The 19,190-nt window shown below is 31.9% G+C and carries 14 protein-coding genes; 12 read left to right on the top strand and 2 right to left on the bottom strand.

The annotated features are described in order from the left end of the window. Nucleotides 1–48: 48 nt before the first annotated feature. The 5 genes from HNP99_RS16355 (at nt 49) to HNP99_RS16335 (ending at nt 10,469) form a co-directional block, all read left to right on the top strand. Nucleotides 49–486 carry an acyl-CoA thioesterase gene (locus HNP99_RS16355; RefSeq protein WP_173854525.1) on the top strand — a complete coding sequence of 146 codons (438 nt, stop codon included), beginning with the start codon at nt 49–51 and terminating at the stop codon, nt 484–486. Between the two features lie 113 nt (nt 487–599). After that, a complete protein-coding gene (locus HNP99_RS16350) occupies nt 600–1,364 on the top strand; it encodes a patatin-like phospholipase family protein (RefSeq protein ID WP_173854524.1) in 765 nt (254 codons plus the stop codon). A gap of 217 nt (nt 1,365–1,581) precedes the next feature. Next, the gene (locus HNP99_RS16345; RefSeq protein WP_173854523.1) at nt 1,582–6,555 is read left to right on the top strand and encodes a translocation/assembly module TamB domain-containing protein; all 4,974 of its coding nucleotides are present in this window, start codon (nt 1,582–1,584) and stop codon (nt 6,553–6,555) included. 19 nt (nt 6,556–6,574) lie between these two features. Beyond that, the gene (gene tamL, locus HNP99_RS16340; protein ID WP_173854522.1) at nt 6,575–8,866 is read left to right on the top strand and encodes a translocation and assembly module lipoprotein TamL; all 2,292 of its coding nucleotides are present in this window, start codon (nt 6,575–6,577) and stop codon (nt 8,864–8,866) included. A 175-nt stretch (nt 8,867–9,041) separates the two neighbouring features. Then, nucleotides 9,042–10,469, top strand: coding sequence for an L-serine ammonia-lyase (locus HNP99_RS16335; RefSeq protein ID WP_173854521.1), 1,428 nt, complete (start codon nt 9,042–9,044; stop codon nt 10,467–10,469). 428 nt (nt 10,470–10,897) lie between these two features. On the opposite strand, the gene HNP99_RS16330 is transcribed toward HNP99_RS16335, so the two are convergent. Further along, the gene (locus HNP99_RS16330; protein ID WP_173854520.1) at nt 10,898–11,197 is read right to left on the bottom strand and encodes a type II toxin-antitoxin system RelE/ParE family toxin; all 300 of its coding nucleotides are present in this window, start codon (nt 11,195–11,197) and stop codon (nt 10,898–10,900) included. Continuing rightward, nucleotides 11,197–11,442 (bottom strand): type II toxin-antitoxin system ParD family antitoxin, encoded by a 246-nt coding sequence (locus HNP99_RS16325; RefSeq protein WP_173854519.1) that lies wholly within the window; start codon nt 11,440–11,442, stop codon nt 11,197–11,199. Before HNP99_RS16325 ends, HNP99_RS16330 begins: the two co-directional genes overlap by 1 nt. Nucleotides 11,443–11,890: 448 nt before the next feature. Here HNP99_RS16325 and HNP99_RS17805 point away from each other — a divergent pair, with 448 nt between their 5' ends. From HNP99_RS17805 to HNP99_RS16290, 7 genes are all read left to right on the top strand, one after another. Continuing rightward, complete coding sequence (locus tag HNP99_RS17805) at nt 11,891–13,648, top strand: tyrosine-type recombinase/integrase (RefSeq protein ID WP_173854518.1); 1,758 nt, start codon at nt 11,891–11,893, stop codon at nt 13,646–13,648. Nucleotides 13,649–14,303: 655 nt separating this feature from the next. Beyond that, nucleotides 14,304–15,263 (top strand): DUF6624 domain-containing protein, encoded by a 960-nt coding sequence (locus HNP99_RS16315; protein WP_173854517.1) that lies wholly within the window; start codon nt 14,304–14,306, stop codon nt 15,261–15,263. 178 nt (nt 15,264–15,441) lie between these two features. Further along, entirely contained in the window at nt 15,442–16,518 is a 1,077-nt protein-coding gene (locus HNP99_RS16310; protein ID WP_173854516.1) for a serine hydrolase domain-containing protein, read from the top strand. Between the two features lie 177 nt (nt 16,519–16,695). Further along, entirely contained in the window at nt 16,696–17,514 is an 819-nt protein-coding gene (locus tag HNP99_RS16305; RefSeq protein ID WP_173854515.1) for a hypothetical protein, read from the top strand. 161 nt (nt 17,515–17,675) lie between these two features. After that, nucleotides 17,676–17,942: a hypothetical protein gene (locus tag HNP99_RS16300; protein ID WP_173854514.1), complete on the top strand. Its 267-nt coding sequence runs from the start codon at nt 17,676–17,678 to the stop codon at nt 17,940–17,942. A 104-nt stretch (nt 17,943–18,046) separates the two neighbouring features. Continuing rightward, on the top strand, nt 18,047–18,328 hold the full coding sequence (locus HNP99_RS16295; RefSeq protein ID WP_173854513.1) for a YARHG domain-containing protein: 282 nt from the start codon (nt 18,047–18,049) through the stop codon (nt 18,326–18,328). A 568-nt stretch (nt 18,329–18,896) separates the two neighbouring features. After that, nucleotides 18,897–19,190: AlbA family DNA-binding domain-containing protein (locus HNP99_RS16290; RefSeq protein ID WP_173854512.1), on the top strand; the 294-nt coding region annotated here is incomplete at its 3' end.

Genomic DNA, 19,190 nt, shown 5'->3' with positions numbered 1-19,190 from the left:
TGAAATTACTATTGACTATTTCAGTAGTAGTTTCAAAAACCCCATAGAATGACATCATATACAAAACAATTATCTTTACGTTGGTCAGATTTAGACCCTAATTTTCACGTTCGCCACAGCGCTTATTATGATTTTGGTGCACAACATCGTATTGAAATCCTAGAAAGTCTTGGCTTGACCATGAAAGTATTACAAATAAATCATTTTGGGCCTATTTTATTTAGAGAAGAGTGTGTTTTCAGAAAAGAAATTAAACTTTCTGATGTAGTTATCATGCATACTAAAATCTCTAAAATGAAACCGGATGCTTCAAGATGGACTATTGTTCATGAATTTAAAAATCCCGAAGGGCAATTGTATGCTACAATTACAGTAGACGGTGCTTGGATGGATACTCAGTTAAGAAAAATTGCTAATCCTACACCTGAAATTGCGGTAGAAGCATTAACAAATTTCCCTAAAACAGAAGATTTTATTTCGTTATAATAACTACCTTTAAATAGTAAAAAAGCTGATAATCATACCATTTTATTGATTATCAGCTTTTTTTATGAATAGTTTACTAGTTTTGTTTCGTAACCTTAAAAAACAATACAAGAATGAAAAAGAAAGTGGGAATTGTTTTATCTGGTGGAGGCGCACGTGGAATGGCACATTTGGGTATTTTAAAAGCATTAGAGGAATTTGGTATAGAATTCTCACATATTTCTGGAACTAGCGCAGGCGCTATTGCTGGGGCTTTCTATGCTGCTAATTACTCGGTTGATGAAATCTTAACTATTTTAAAGAAAAGCCAAATCTTTAATTTTTCTAATTTCCTGATAAAAAGACAAGGTTTATTTGCAATGAGAGGTTTTCAAGGAATTTATAATGAATTTTTACCAACAAATACCTTTGAAGATTTAAAGATTCCGCTATACGTTGCCGCTACAGATATTTTAAAAGGCGAGTTGGTTTATTTCTCCTCTGGTAATCTTTCTCAAGCTTTAATGGCTTCTTCCTGCATTCCTTTAGTTTTCCAACCAATACAGTACAATGATTCACTTTATGTTGATGGTGGTGTAATGAACAATTTTCCTATTGAACCTTTGATTGGGCAGTGCGATGTAATTATAGGTAGCTACGTAAATTCAATTAAGAAAGAGGTCGATCAAGTGCATATGAATAATATTGTAGACCGTTGTTTTCATCTGGCAATGAAGAGTTCAGTACAAGAGCAAACAAACTTGTGCTCCTTATATATTGAACCACCTAATATGAGTCAATTTAGTCTTTTTAATCTAAAAAAAGCAGATGAAATCTTTGAATACGGCTACAATTATGCGCGCTCTTTAGAAAAGCAAATTAAAGAACTGGACCTATAAATCACTATTAATAATTGTTTTTTTACAGTAGTGAATTACTTCTTGAAGAGTACTAGAATAGCAGCCTCAACAATCATTTTTGTTTATAATTTTATAATATTAAATGTTATGGTTGTAATATATATCAGATTAATTTTTTCATCTTTGTGAATCGTTTTAATTAAGTTGAAATTCAATCATTTTGATAAGAACAACTTACACCTAAAATTATTTGCTTTTGAAAAAATACTTTAAGATAAGTTTAAAAATATTCCTCTGGTTTGTAGGAGTAATTTTTGCATTACTACTTTTGGTTCTAATTGCTATTCAAGTTCCCTCCGTGCAAAATTTAGCGAAGCAAAAAGTTGTTGCCTATATCCAAGAAAAAGTAAAAACAAAAGTTGCAATTGATAAACTACAAATAGGTTTTCCTAAAAAAGTAATCCTAAAAGGGGTTTATTTTGAAGGGCAAAATAAAGACACTTTATTAGCAGGTAAAGAACTTGCCGTTGACCTTGATATGTTTGATTTAATAGACAATAAAATCACTATTAATTCTATTGATTTAAAAGGCATAACGGCTAATGTGAGTCGAGATGAAAATGCCATTTTTAACTTTGATTACCTCATTAAAGCTTTTGCTTCAGCAGATACTTTAGAGCCTAAAGCAGCCTCTACTCCTATGCAGTTTTCGCTTGATAAAATTAATTTAGATAATATAAAAATTAAATATAATGATGCCTATACTAAAAATGATTTAGCATTTAACTTGAAGCATTTAGATACCCGAATCAAAAGTTTTGATTTGGATAAAATGGATTTTGAAATTCCTAAAATCACCATCAAAGGCTTACAATTAAAACTGTCACAAGGGCTTGCTGAAAAGATAAATGAGGTAGCCGCTTCCGCAAAAGAAACAACTGCCGAAGAAAATTTGAATATTGTACTTGGAGAAGTAGATTTATCAAAATTTGACATTAGCTATTCTGATGAAAAAAGTAATCTAGCCACTGCTATTAAATTTAGAAAGCTTGGCGCAAAATTTACAAAAACAGACATCAGTAACCAGTTCTATATTATTGATGCTATTGTATTCGAAAATGCCACAGGAAATTTACTAATTGGAAAAACTAATAATAAAAAAACAGAACTTGCTACCACTCCATCAGAAACAAGCAAATTAGAAATAAAAATCAAACAAACTGCATTTAAAAATATCAATTTCAAATTTGATAATGATAATGCTGTAGCCGTTAAAAAAGGAATAGATTACCAACATTTAGCTATCAAATCACTTGCATTAGACTTAGAAAACTTGCATTATAGTCCGTTGAGTATTGACGGGAACCTAAATTCCTTAAAAGTTAAAGAAAAAAGCGGCTTAGTAATACACTCCTTCACAACTGACTTTTTCTACGGAAGAAAAAATGCTTACTTGAAAAATCTAAGTCTGAAAACGCCACAAACAACATTAAAGGACAATATTGAAATTGGTTATCCTTCTATTGAAACGGTTAGTAAAAACTTAGCCGAATTAAGTGTAAACGCCAACTTAAAAAATAGTGAATTAGGATTTCAAGATGTGCTGATATTTGTACCTACACTTTCGAGTACAGTCCCTTTTAAAGACAATCCTAATGCTGTTTTATTAATCAACAGTAAAGTAACAGGAAAACTAAAAAAACTACAAATTCCGAAACTGGAAATCAGCGGCATTGGAACGACAAAGATTGCTGCCAGCGGAACAATTACGGGATTACCTGATGTAGACAAAGCTTTTTTTGACTTAGATATAAAAGAATTAAAATCAAGTGCTAAAGACATTAAATCTTTTACTCCAAAAGGGACCATTCCTAGTACGATACAACTACCCGCGCAATTGAACGTAAATGGAACTTTTAAAGGAACAATCACCAACTTTAATACTAATCTTGTTTTAGGAAGTTCTTACGGAGGTGCAAAGATTAATGCGTTATTTGATCAAAGAATAAAAAACAAAGAAGCTTATAAAGCGCAAGTGAACCTGACCAATTTTGATTTAGGAAAATTATTAAAAGACAAAACTATTGGTAAAATCAGCTTAAAAGCCAATGCTATAGGAACAGGTTTAGATCCAAAAACTGCCAAAGCCAAGATTGAAGGAACTTTACAAAAACTAACCTACAACAAATATACGTATCAAAATCTAGCCCTTAACGGAAACATCAACAACGGATTATTTTCTATAGCAGCAGATATGAATAATCCCAATTTAACTTTTGATTTAATTAGTAGCGGAAGTTTTAAAGACAAATATCCTGCTGTAAAAGCAAAACTAAATGTAGATATTGCCGACTTAGAAAAACTAAATCTTCATGCAGGTCCTTTAAAAATTAGAGGCGCTATTGATGCTGATATTCAATCGGCTAATTTAGATTACTTAAATGGTAAGTTGACCGTTATGAATTTAACAATTGCTGATGCTGAACAACAAATTGTTACGGACTCTATTAGTTTATTGGCCACAGCCAAACCAGACACAACGGCAATTGTTGTAAAATCTCCTTTTTTAAATGCAGAGATTATAGGAAAATATAAATTGTCTAAAATTGCCAACGCATTACAAAACTCACTTGCTACATACTATGATATTAATCCTGAAGCGAAAAAACAAGAAAGTGAAAAACAAAATTTCGATTTTAAACTTAATGTAACTAGCAGCCCGTTATTATTGAAGATTGTTCCTGAAATTCAAAGTATGGAACCCATAGCAATTTCAGGTAAATACAATACGGTTAATGATTCTATAGTAATTAATGGTCAGATTCCAAAATTAGTTTACGGTCAAAATAAAATTACTAATGCTGTTGTAAATATAAACACTGCGGATAAAGCATTAAATTATGAATTTATAGTTGATGACATTCAAAACAACCAATTCCAGTTACCCTACACCGCGATCACAGGGCAATTAAAAGATAATGTTGCTGCCTACCAATTGCAGTTAAAAGATTTAAAAGATCAAGAACGCTATTTAATTGCTGGTAATGTAAAATCGAATAAAGGAAATACGGAGTTACACCTTGATCCTGCAAATTTAGTTTTGAATTATGAATCATGGCAAGTAGCCGCAGACAATCTAATTCGTTTTGGGACTACCGGAATATACGCTAATCAATTTGAGTTAAGCAATTCAGGCAGTAATATTCAAGTACAATCGCAATCAGAAAAAGCAAATGCTCCTTTGGCAGTGAATTTTAAAGATTTCAAGATTGAAACAATCAGTAGTTTTGTTGAAAAAAGTGATTTACAAATCAACGGAAATATCAATGGTGATGCTTTAATCAAAAACCTAAGCACCACTCCCCTATTTACTGCTGATTTAAAAGTTGATAATTTTGCTTTCAAAGAAGACACACTAGGAACGGTAGCAATTCATGTAGACAATAACGTAGCCGATACTTACAATACGCAAGTAGGTATTACTGGGCAAGGAAACCAGCTTGATTTAGCAGGAACTTATGCTGCTACTGCGGGAGTTTTAAACATGAATCTGGATGTTGCTAAATTAAATTTAAAAAGTATACAAGGATTCACCTTAGGGAACCTAAAAGAAAGTACCGGTTTTATAAACGGAAAGCTAAACATTACAGGAAAAGCCAGTCAACCAAAAGTTGTAGGAAATTTAAAATTTAATGAAATAGGGTTCAATGTTACGCCTCTTAACGCAACTTTTAAAGGGATGAATGATAACATTCAATTTAATGCGAATAATGTTGTCTTAAATAAATTTACCATTAAAGACGAGAAAGACAATGACATGGTAATTGACGGTACAATAAGTACACAGGATTTTACAAATCCTGGATTTGACCTTACTCTTGTGGCAAAAAACTTTAAAGCAGTCAATTCTAAAGAAAAAGACAATGACGCCTATTATGGCGAAATGTACCTAAACAATAATTTACGTATAAAGGGAGACTTAAATAATCCTACAGTTGAAGGAAGCATCAAAGTAAATGGCGATACTGATTTTACAATTGTTTTACCGCAAAGTGACCCATCAATTGCAGATCGTGAGGGAATTGTTGAATTTATAGATCAAGACAATCCGCCTTTGATTACTAAAATAGCTGTAGATGAATCATTAAGTAATACAGAGATAAAAGGTATCAATGCCTCCGTAAATATTGAAGTTGATAAAGATGCCGCATTGTCTATTGTAATTGACAAGGCCAATGGAGATTATTTAAAATTAAAAGGTGAGGCAGAACTTACAGGTGGTATTGATCCTTCTGGAAAAACTACACTTACGGGACGTTACGAGTTAAATGAAGGCGCTTATGAAATGAATTTTAATTTCATAAAACGAAAATTTGATATTAAAAACGGTAGTTATATTTTATGGACAGGTGAACCAACATCTGCTGATATTAATATTACTGCGGTGTATAAAAACGAAGCTGCTCCACTTGATTTAGTTGACGACCAATTAGGAAGCGTTACCACTGACGTTAGAAATACTTATAAGCAAAAAATTCCTTTTGAAACCGAATTAAAAATGAACGGTGAGTTGCTTAAACCTACCATTACTTTTGACATTGTTTTACCTGACGGTAACAACAGTGTATCAACAGAAATAATCAATACTACCCAAGCCAAATTAGCACAATTGCGTCAGCAACCAGATGAGCTTAACAAACAAGTATTTGCACTATTATTATTAAATCGTTTTATAGGCGAAAATCCTTTTGCTAGTGAGGCTGGAGGAGCATCTGTATCGTCATTAGCAAGAGAGAGTGCTAGTAAAATATTATCACAGCAATTAAACAATTTAGCGGGTGATTTAATTAATGGTGTCGAACTAAATTTTGACTTAAATTCAACTGAAGATTATACTACTGGACAATTAGAAAACAGAACTGATTTAAGTGTTGGCCTTTCTAAAAAGCTATTGAACGACCGCTTAACAGTCACTGTAGGAAGTAGTTTCGGGTTAGAAGGACCACAACAAAAAAACGAAGAAGCTAATAATATTGCAGGTGATGTTTCAATAGAATACCAATTATCTAAAGACGGTCGTTATAAATTAAAGGCGTATCGTGTAAACAAATACCAAGTGGCATTACAAGGACAAGTAGTAGAAACTGGCGTTTCCTTTATACTAACCATTGATTACAACAAATTCAAAGAACTGTTTCAATCGAAAAAAAGAAAAGAGACTAAAAACTAGTTCATAAAAACACATTATAATGAGTAAATATACCCTAAGTTACTTGCTACTATCTGCTTTATTTTTAGCAGCATGTACAGGTACTCGCAATTTACCCGAAGGAGAATTATTATATACTGGAGCGACCGTAAAAGTAGAAAGTAAAACCACTCCTAAAAAAGAAAGGAAAGCTTTAAAAACGGCTTTGACACCATTATTACGACCAAAACCTAATTCTTCTATTTTAGGATTGAGACCCAAATTATTCTTTTACAATTTGGCCGGAGAGCCCAAAAAAGACAAAGGTTTTAGATACTGGCTGCGCACAAAAGTAGGTGAACCACCTGTTTTATACAGCAAAGTAGATCTAGAATACAATAAAAAAGTGCTGCAAAATTATGCTGAAAACAGTGGCTATTTTAATACAACTGCAGTTGCAGATTCTACTCGGAAAGGGAAGAAAGCTACAGCAACTTATACTTTAGATCCAAAGAGACAATACACAATTAGAACCGTAAAATTCCCCGATGATTCCTCGGCAGTGGCGATTGCTGTGCGTAAAACGCAACGCAGAACATTGTTGAAAAAAGACCAAGCATACAACCTAGACATTATTAAATTAGAACGGGAGCGAATTGATGTGCGACTTAAAGAAAAAGGATTTTATTATTTTAATGAAGATTATTTATTAATACAGGTAGATAGCACGGTAGCTGATCATCAGGTAGATTTAATTATGAAAGTAAAAAAAGAAATCCCTGCGCTTGCTCAAAATCAATATGAAATCAACAAAATTATTGTTTATCCAAATTATAAGTTGGCAAAAGACAGTATTGTTAATGATCCTAAAGCAACTGTACAGTACAATGATTTCACTATAATTGACAAAAACAATTTGTTTAAACCTCGAATTTTTGATCGTACTTTATATTTTAAAAAAGGAGATTTATACAATAGAACAAATCATAATTTATCATTGAATCGACTTGTGAATTTAGGGACTTTTAAATTTGTAAAAAACCAATTTAAAGTAGCGGATACCACTGGCAATTTTCTAGATGCTTATTATTACCTTACTCCATTGCCTAAAAAATCAATTCGATTAGAACTTTTAGCCAAAACAAATTCGGCTAATTATACGGGAACCGAATTAAATTTAAACTGGAGTAATCGTAATTTATTCAAAGGAGCTGAACAGTTAACTATATCCGCTTTTGGAGGTTTAGAAGTTCAGGTTTCAGGACAAAACAATGGCTTTAATGTCTATCGTTTTGGTACCGAAGCAAATTTAATTTGGCCAAGAATTATTTCACCTTTTAAATTCCATTCGGCTAGTGGTTATGTTCCAAAGACAAAAGCGACTTTAGGATACGAATTTCAAAACCGAACTAAATTATATTCTTTACAAACATTCAAAGGTTCATTTGGGTATTTATGGAAAGAAAACGAGCGTAAAGAGCATTTGTTTAACTTAACTGAAATTACGTACGCTAGTCCACAGAATGTGACCGCTTTGTACCAATCGCAAATAGATTCGCTTCCGTCTTTAGGGAAAGTAATCGAAAAGCAATTAATTTTTGGGCCTACCTACTCCTATACGTATACCAATACAATGGAAAAGCGAAAAAAGAATACTTTTTACTACAACGGTAAAATTGATTTATCAGGAAATATTACTGGTTTAGCAACGGGAGCAAATATTAAAGATGGGAATACAAAGAAAATATTTGATGTCCCTTTTAGCCAATTTATAAAAATAGAAAACGAGTTTAGACATTATTTAAAACTGAGTGAGGATTCTCAAATAGCGACGCGTTTAATTGTAGGCGCAGGATTTGCTTATGGAAACTCAGATCAAATGCCGTTTATCAAACAATTTTTTAATGGGGGAACCAATAGTATTCGTGCTTTTAGAGCCCGTTCTATAGGACCAGGAACTTTTGACGGCAGCAAAACAACCAATACTTTTTTACCAGATCAATCTGGAGATGTAAAGTTAGAATTCAGTACTGAATATCGTGCTAAAATTTACGGTTTAGTAAAAGGGGCTGTGTTTTTAGACGCAGGAAATATTTGGTTACTAAAAGACGATCCTGATAAACCGGGAGGAAAATTTTCTAAAGATTTTTTAAACGAACTTGCTGTAGGTGTGGGTGCTGGATTGCGATTTGACTTTTCGTTCCTTGTCTTACGAACTGATTTGGCTTTTCCTATAAGAAAATCCTATCTAGCTGATGGTAATCGCTGGGTACTGGACAAAGTGAGTTTTGGTAATGGATCCTGGCGAAATGAGAATTTGGTTTTCAACCTAGCAATAGGGTATCCATTTTAATCATATTGAGATAAATACGCTTTTGTTTTTTTGGAAAACAAAAAAAATAGCTGTTTCCAAATTATTAAATAATCAGTTCTAGTTTCTAAATCACAATTAAAATTTCATATTTAAAAGTTTTTGGTACTGTTCATTGCTAAATTCAATTATATTTGTCTCATAAAACAAAAATTATATGGAAGAGTGCATTTCGGTTTTTGACATGCTTAAAATTGGTGTAGGTCCTTCAAGTTCCCACACGCTAGGACCATGGCGTGCAGGAGAACGCTTTTTAGAAGAGCTAAAAGAGGAGAATATCATACATACAATTACAAGAGTAAAAATAGATCTTTACGGCTCTTTGTCCCTTACGGGTAGAGGTCACGCTACTGATCTTGCCGTAATGCTAGGTTTAAGTGGGCAAGATCCAGAGTATATTCCGGTTGAAAATATTGATGGTATCATAAAAACAATCGAGTCTACAAACCAAATCCTTTTGGGGAACCAATACCCAATTGCCTTTCATATAAAAGAAGATATTGTATTTAATAAAGACTTCCTGCCTTTTCATTCTAACGGAATGATGTTTACGGCTTTTGATGCTTTGGGAACACCTTTTACAGCTACCTACTACTCTATTGGAGGTGGATTTGTGGTTAAAGAAGAACGTACCAATGCCAAGGAAAAAATCAAGATAAAATGCGCTTTTCCGTACCTTGTCAATAATGCTGCGGAGTTGTTAAGTTTTTGCGTAAGCGAAAATAAAAGCATCTCAGAGATTGTTTATGAGAATGAAAAATCGATGCGAACAGAAGAAGTTATCGATCATGAATTAATGCGCATCTGGAACACCATGCTCGAGTGTATGTACATAGGTTGCCACTCTGAAGGGATTTTACCTGGTGGTCTTAACGTACGCCGAAGAGCTTTTGATATGCACCAAGGATTAATAGGATTGTCTAATTATAGTGATCCACAAAGTTGGCTAGAAGAAATACGCAAAACCGAGGTTAAATTTCGCCAAATCCTGAAATGGGTTAGTTGTTTTGCACTTGCTGTAAACGAAGTTAATGCAGCTTTGGGACGTATTGTAACCGCACCTACAAACGGAAGTGCCGGTGTAATCCCATCTGTCTTGATGTATTATTTGGTTATTGAAAACCATAATGCAGGACCTAAAGAAATCAAACAATTCTTGTTAGTTGCGGGAGAAATAGGCAGTATTTTCAAAAAAGGGTCCACCATATCAGCCGCTATGGGAGGTTGCCAAGCAGAGATAGGCGTATCGTCATCAATGGCTGCAGCAGCGCTGTGTGAATTAATGGGTGGAACACCAGAACAAGTCTTAATGGCTGCCGAAATTGCCATGGAACACCACCTGGGATTGACCTGCGACCCAATAGGCGGGTTAGTCCAAATTCCGTGTATTGAGCGCAATACTATGGGCGCTATAAAAGCAATCAATGCCGCCGAATTAGCCTTATCTACCGATGCTAAAAATGCAAAAGTACCCTTAGACAAAGTAGTGAGTACCATGTGGGAAACCGCCAAGGATATGAATAACAAATACAAAGAAACCTCAGAAGGAGGCTTAGCAATAGCGGTAAACATGGCCGATTGCTAAACGCGATCCATCTTAAATTATAAACCTAGTAACCCGCAAGATAGCTGCAGTTACTAGGTTTTTTTTGCAATTGTAATTTCACAATAAAGATCATTTGGGCGTGCCCCTGCTTCCACTCCGTTGCAGCAGCGTCAGGCTATCCGTTACAATCTCCCGAAGAAAAATCGGGAGGATTTTCACTGCTATCCTTCACGCAACTATAAACAACGATGATGTTTATAAGAAAAACATCAAACAAAATAATCTCGACTCCGATTGATTTGACAGTTATAATTCATTAATTACTACGTTTCGCCACTTAGCTATGTTGCGAGCTTCGTGACCGATTTTTTTTCGTTAAAGATAAAAAATGTTGAGAAACGTAAACATGAATTTACCACGAAACTCACAATATTGCTAAATGGCTGTTAGGCATTCGTTTTTCTTTTTTAATCGTTAATTCTATTTTTTAAGTCCATTCTTTCGTGCAATATTCTCACGACTTCCATTTCTGTATTTTCAGTTTTCTTATAAAACACCAAATGAGATTTAACTTTTGAAAATTTATAATTTTTCATAATATTGCTAAAATCTTTAGTTTTGTCAAAACTTACTGATACATACTCTATTTCGTCAACAATTAAGTTGTAATATCTGTTTGCATGTTCAACAGACCAATTTTCGGCAGTGTAAACCCAAATGTTATTTAAATCTTCAAGTGCTTTTTCACTGATTATATATTCCGCCATTATTTTTGGAAGTTTTTATTCAGCATTGCTAAATTTTCTTTTCTGTCAAAATTTTTAATTTTTCGGCTTTTTTCTCCAATTTCTAATTCGTTTATCAAAGATTTTTTTTGAATTTCTTCTTCTTCAAAATGTCTCAATGCAGTTCTCACAACTTCGCTTACAGAACTATATTTTCCTGTAGCAATTTGTCCGTTTATGAAATTCTCATAATATTCTCCAATCAGAATTGATGTATTTCGTGCCATAATTTTTTAATTTATACAAATATACCAATTTATGGTATTAAAAAAAAGATTTTGATTTAATTCGGTTTTTCTTTGCGTCGCGCCAAAGTGATGCCTAACTCTTTAATATTAATCACGACTCCACTCGATTTCATACGGATTCAAGATTTTTTTCACTTAAATCAATGATTAACAATAGTATAACTAATCTCGACACCGCTCGATTTTACATAAGGATTCAATAGTTTTTTTGCTTCAATTAATAAGTAATAACAGCATAACTAATCTTAACTACGTTCGATTTGACAACTAAAATTGGTTTATTCCTTTACAATTTGCCTTAATATCCATACACTACTTCTGTCAAATTACTTTCTAAACAAAAAAAGGACGTAGATAATTAAAAATCAACAATTTAATATTCGATTATTAAAAACAAAGTTGTATTTTAGTTGCTTATAACCTTTATATGCAAATAATTGTAAAAAAGATATGGCATCGTGATGCAGACCGAATCGGACTTTTCTTTAAGTATGATAGTACTACTATTGATCAATTAAAACAATTGGGAGGTATTTATAGTCAGTCACTTCGATGCTGGTATTTTGATTATAATGTTGTGAGCTATAAGTTGATTAGTCAAAATTTTAGCGATTTGGTTATTGATAACCCAAAAAAGACAAAAACGCAACCGCTGGCCGGCCTTACCCTAAGCCGTGACCTTCCAGCCATAGCCAAAAGCGACCTTCAGTTAGATTCGGCCCCTGTGCTGCATAACCCTGAACATATAACGACCGTAAAATCGTTAGCACCCAACATGCGTTTAGAATTATTACCAAATTTAGGTAAATACTGGGTTTTCAAGATGCACTATTATCAGCATATTAGTAAACAATTATTAGCTACTAAAGGAGTGTATTGGAATGCCAATTACAAGGTGTATATGGTATTAAGACATAGTAACGTACAAACACAAGTTGAAAAAATATTAGGAGTAGTCTCTTTTTTTCCAGAAAATGATTATTATAAAAAAGAAACCGTCTTTGTATCAGAATCTATTGTAATAAAACCACATCCTGAAGACATAAAATGGATGGAAGTATATGTACCTCCATTTCTTGTATTAAGAGAAAAAATAAAACGGTTCTCAATGGCGCGTTACAGTACCATTAAAGATTGTTATTTATTACCCGCTGCACCTAGTGTATATGAAGCAATGGGAATGCAGTTTGAACCACATAAAGTACTTATTAACAACAGACTGCCAAAAGGGTATTTGTTAAAACAAAATTTACCCAATAGAAAGCAGCTAGATTTGAGAAAAACCAAAGAGCAATTATTTAATCAAGTTCCGGCTGCAGCACATGAATACATCACTATGATGGTAGATACTATTCTAGCATTAAATTATAGTAGTTCTACAATGCGTACCTATACGAGTTCGTTTCTTAAATTTTTACGTGATCATCATTTTAAAGACCCACATTCCATAACACAAAAAGAAGTTACAAAATATTTAGCTTCGCTAATGGAAAGAGGACTATCTGCATCATCAGGACATAGTATGGTAAATGCATTATTGTTTTATTACCAACAAATTGACCATCAAAAAGGTTTTGATCTTAAACTACCGAGACCAAAATCAGAAAAAAAATTACCATCGGTACTAACCATGGAAGAGTGTTTAGAAATATTTAGAGCAGTAGACAACCCTAAACATAAGTTATTACTATTAATAGGTTATGGTGCAGGTTTACGGGTTAGCGAGATTGTAACTTTAGAATGGCGTGACATATTATTTTTGGAACATAAAATACATATTAAAAATGCCAAAGGAAAAAAAGATCGTATTGTGATGCTACCCTACTCGATTGTCAACTCACTAGAGATTTACAAAAAACTTTACGAACCAAATAAATACGTTTTTGAAGGACAATATGCAGGCGAACCCTACAGTACTGGTAGTGCTCAAGCAGTGATGCGTGCTGCCTTAAAAAAGTCAGGATTAGATAAAAAAGCCACTGTACACACTTTGAGGCATAATTTTGCCACACATTTGCTAGAAAGCGGCACAGATATACGATACATACAAAAGTTTCTTGGTCATGCTAGTATTAAAACCACAACAATTTACACACATGTATCAAAAACAGCTACAGATAAGATTCTAAGTCCACTTGATCGTTTAGTTGAAGAAAATAATAAGAAAAAACTGAATGACAACTAAAAAACATCAAAAAAGATGTATATATTTGATGTTATATACAAGTTATAATATATATTTCGCCATTTTTGCGGTGAAAAAATTACTCACTTCACTCCTACTAAGAAAATAATCTGCAATCCAAAAAATTGATGATTATTAAGAAGGTTTTGAAAAAGTTTGTGTCGAAATAAATTCTGTTAAAATCGTTAAGCCGAAAGTAATCTGATGAAATTAAAGTGATGCAGTTTGCGTCGAAAAATATTGTGGCGAATTCATTTAACCGAAAGTATTTTGGTTAAATTAAAGTGATGCAGTTTGCTTCGAAATAGATTTTGATGAATTCATTAAGCCGAAAGTAATTTGGTTCAATTAAAGTGATGCAGTTTGCGTCGAAAAATCTTATGATGAAATCGTTACGCCGAAAGCAGTTTGGTTAAATTAAAGTGATGCCGTTTGTATCCAAAAGTATTGCGTTGAAAAATTGAATAACGAAGAAATTTTGTGCAGAAAAATACATATTATAACACTGGTTTAGCATGATGGGGAATTTAGTGGAATTTCCGTTTTTTTTCATATATTCGTACAGCCAAAAATAATCTACTTATAAGTTCCCCACCAAGCTAAGCCAGGAACCGTTGTGTGATATGTTCTTGAAAAACCGGATAAAAAAAATTTTATGAATAAATTGACGTTTTTGGCATTATTTGCTACGATTTTAACTTCCTACGGACAAAATTACGATGATTTAATAAAAAAAGCAGATTCTTCTTATGAAGCAAAGAATTATAAAATATCAACAGATTATTTTGCGAAAGCAATTAAAGTAAAACCCGAATCAAAAAATAATTTTTACAATGCAGCTTGTGCTGCATCTTTAGCAAATGATAAAAAGAACTCATTAAAATGGTTAGAAACTTCTATAAATAATGGATATGACAATTTAAATCAGATCAATACTGATTCGGATCTAGACAATGTTAGAAATGATAAAAAATTTAATAAAATCATTTTTGAACTTAAGAAAAAGATAGACATAGTTGAAGCGAATTATGACAAACCTTTGCAGACTGAATTGTTAACAATTCTAGATGAAGACCAAAAATATAGAATGCAAATGAACGAAACTCAAAAAAAATTCGGGCAAGATTCTAAAGAAATGAAAGACCTTTGGCAAATCGCGAGTCAAAAAGACTCCATAAATTTAATAAAAGTAAAAAAGATATTAGATAAAAAAGGATGGGTTGGAAAAGACAAAGTTGGTGCTCAAGCCAATAGTGCATTATTTTATGTAATTCAACATAATGATTTGGAAACGCAAAAAAAATATTTACCTATGATGAAAGAAGCTGTTAAAAAAGGAAATGCTGATCCAAGTTCATTGGCATTGTTAATTGATAGAATAGAAAATCAAGAAGGTAGAAAACAAATTTACGGAAGTCAAATAGGTACAAATCCAAACACTAAAACTCAGTATGTTTGTCCTTTAATTGACCCTGATAATGTAGATAAAAGAAGAGCAGAAGTTGGATTAGAAAATTTAGCAGAATATGTTAAACACTGGAACATAACTTGGAATATAGAACAATATAAAAAAGATTTGCCTGAAATTGAAGAGATGAGTAAACCGAAAAAATAAACACATCACACAACAACCATTTTGAGCTAGCTGGAATTTAGTGGAATTAACGTTTCGCATCACGTTTTCGTTAAGCCGAAAATTGAGCGGTTACGAACTTCCAGCCATCTCAAAGTGGCAAAACGTTGGCAGTAATTGTACCCGAAAAAATCGACAAAACAACCAAATAAAATAAAATATGAAAAAAATAATGTTTTTGATTGCCTTTTTTGCAGTTAGCAATTTTACCTATTCTCAAGTAGATAAAGTTGATGTTGAAATAAAAAAACTAATGCAAAAAAATAGAATTGTTGGTTTACAATTAGCCGTAATAAAAAACAATGAAATTGTTAAAAAAGGTCATTACGGATTGGCAAATATAGAGGATTCAATTGCTGTTGATGACAAAACAATTTTCAGTATTAATTCCATAACAAAAGCATTTACAGGAGTTGCTATTATGCAATTAGTAGAAAATGGTAAATTAAATCTCGATGAACCAATTTCAAAATATCTAGATAGTTTACCGAAAACTTGGCAAAATATTACGCTAAAACAAGTGGTTACTCATAAATCAGGAATTCCTGCAATTTGGGATTCACAAGGAAATATGTTATCAGAAAATAGAGAAGTTTTATTCAAAAAAATGAAAGAATTTCCACTTGTTTTTCTTCCAGATGAAGATTACGAAGATGCGCAAGGTAATTACATATTGCTAGGAATGGTTATTGAAAAAGTTAGTGGACAATCATATGAAAAATATATTGTAGAAAACATATTCAAGAAAGCCCAAATGAACAACTCAATGAAAGTTGGAATTGGAGATTTCTACAAAATATTTAATCATTCAGCAAAGCCATATTCTTATTTTAGAGATAATAATGTACTAACCAATGTTTATCAACCTATTCCATCAAGTTTAAATCCAGCAGGAGGTATATATTCAAGTGCGACTGAAATGGCACAATGGATAATTGCATTACAAAATAATAAATTAGTTAATTCAGAAAATCTGAAAATACTACTAGCGCCAATAACATTAAAAAATGGAGAAATATATGAAACAAATAATTTTCTAAACAGAAGTTCGATTGGTTTTTATTCAAGTTCAAGAATTAAAAATCCTGTAATTGCTTCATTAGGTGGAAATAGAAATGCTTTATACATTTATCCAAAAGATAATATTTCAGTAGTGATTTTGACAAATTTAGTGGGTTCTCGTCCTGAAAATTTTATAGAAGAAATTGCGAATTTATATTTAGCGGAGAAAAAATAACAACTACTGCCAACCGCCATTTTGAGCTAGCTGGAGTTTAGTGGTATTATCGTTTCGCATCAAGTTTTGCATAAACCGAAAACTGAAGGGTTACGAACTTCCAGCCATCTCAAAGTGGCATAACGTTGTGCGTCAGTTTAGTGTAAAAACGGAAAAAAACATAATCTAGAAATATAATTGGAAAGAATTTTAACAGAATCCGAAATTAAACTTATTGAGTCAGAAGCTAAAAATAATCCAATTTTTAAGTTTTATGGCTTGAAAATTTTTAATGTCTCCAAATTAAACTATTTAAACATCATAACTTTATCAGATAAAAATTTGATTTTAATCAAAGGCAATTTAGATACTGCTTATGAACATATAAAAATTAGACATGAGTATTGGTCAACTCAACCTTATCCGAAAGGAGAAGGATTTCAAGCACAAAGTAAATTTCCTAATGATATCTATCCAGCTAAATTTATAAAAATTGCTGATTCAATATATTCTCCAGAGAATTTAATAGAAAATAACGACCATAAAGATTCTGATAAATTTGAAAAATATTTCGGTGCGTATTCATTTGACAATATAACTGAAGAAAAAATAAACCTAATCTTGTATAAAGGAACGAAAATTATTCATTCATTATATCCTCAAAGTAATAAGTATAATAAAAACAGAAATAGAACAAAATATCCATTTTCAAGAGGAATTATCCAAATAAATACAAATTCGTTAAACAAAAATAAAGAAATACATATACCCTATTTTGGAACTGATTTAAAATTGAAATATACTATTCTCATTGAAAAATTTATTGAAAAAGAAATTGAAGAATGGCGAATTTTAGCATTCGATGGAAATAGAAATTATAAATTTGATTATTATATTGGAGAGAAAAAAATCAGCGAATTTAGAGGAGAAACTTCCGAAAGAATTTCTTATCAACATTGTGACTTAAAACATATTGAAGAATTAATATTGCAAATTGAACGAAGCAAAAAAGAATAAAACCGAACGCACAACAGCTGTTTTGATATAGCTGGAATTTAGTGGAATTATCGTTTCGCATCAAGTTTTCGTTAAGCCGAAAATTGAGCGGCTACGATTTTCCAGCCATCTCAAAGCAGCAAAACGTTAGCGGTAATTTTAAACTCACGACAGTAAGACAAATGAAATTCAACGTAATCATTAGAATGACAGCACTTTTAATAATATTAACAAATATTTATTACATTCCGATGATAATTTTTGAAATCTGGCAGACAGGTACATTTCCGTTATTTATTTCACCAGTTTTCTTGATTTTAATTCCAGCGGGACTTACACTCACAGTTAAATTCAAAAACAATGTTCTACTATTTTGTATAAACGTGCTTGGGCTAATTTGGAATTTATTTTGGTTGACAATTTTTATGACCGCACCAGAAATAGGTTAATGTAAAAATTTATAAACAAACTCGTATAAATATAACAAAATCAAATAAGATTATTTTTCACACTTTTACCTTTCATAATTTTCGTTAAAACATTTGGTCAAAATTTGAAAAACTGCTCAACTTGTTCAAAACAAATTATTAAATCTGATCAAATCAATGATTTGAGTATGGATGAAATTCGTTATTTAACAAATGACTTATTTGCAACAAAAGGTTATGTATGTAAAAGTTCAGACGTTAACAATTACTATTCAAATATAAAATGGTATAAACCTACTGCTGACAATAAGAAAATAATATACAATAATATCGAAAAACAAAATATTAAATTATTTCAAGATAAAACATCAACAATTAAAAACGACCGAGATAATTTTTATCAGTGAATTGAAAAATTTTAAAGTAACATTAATGAATGACAATAAACTTGTTTAAATGGATAAATATAATTATTCGATTTACAATATGACTATAAAGGACGATTTGATTACTTAAAAAATTCATTCGAAAAAATTAATTTAGACGATATAAATTGGTCTTTTGACAAAGGCATTTATAACGTCAACGTGGATAATGGAGAGATAGTTATCTATTACAAAATAGAATTGTCCAAATATGGATTTTATATAAAATATGGAAATCAAGGCGGTTCAGAAATCGGCAAACAAATTTATCCAAATGACCAAATAACAGAATATACATATTTATGGAACTTCGAATGGAAAAATGGAAAACTAACTTTCTTAAAAATGGATATGGCAGGATAAAAAAACTACCGCTAACAGCGGTTTGCAAAAATGGCGAAATATGTGGTAAATTCACGTTTATCTTACGCAAGAAATTTTATCTTAGCCGAAAATAATCGGTTACGAAGTTCGCCACTTCCGCAAGCCGCGAAACGTTGTGCGCTATTCGGCCAAAAATAGGAGAATTCAATAACTTAAATACAATTATATGAATTCAGATTACATTGAAAAAATTTTTGGAAAAAGTAGAAATGAAGTAACACTAAATGATATAAAAGAATATTTTTCAACTGAACAAGAAGAATCATCAGTAATCGAATTTAAAAGCGGAGAAGTAGAAATTAATGACATATTTAAGGAGATTACTGCATTTCTAAATACTGAAGGAGGTTTGTTGGTTATTGGTACTCCGAGAGAAACAAAAAAGATTATTGGAAAAAATAATACAATTAAAGTTTGTGAGGGAGAATTAACATATTCAAATTTTAAAAATAAAGATTGG

Origin of the sequence: Flavobacterium gelidicaeli (genome assembly GCF_013294005.1) — a bacterium.
GTDB lineage: Bacteria > Bacteroidota > Bacteroidia > Flavobacteriales > Flavobacteriaceae > Flavobacterium.
This window is presented reverse-complemented; position numbering and strand designations above follow the sequence as displayed.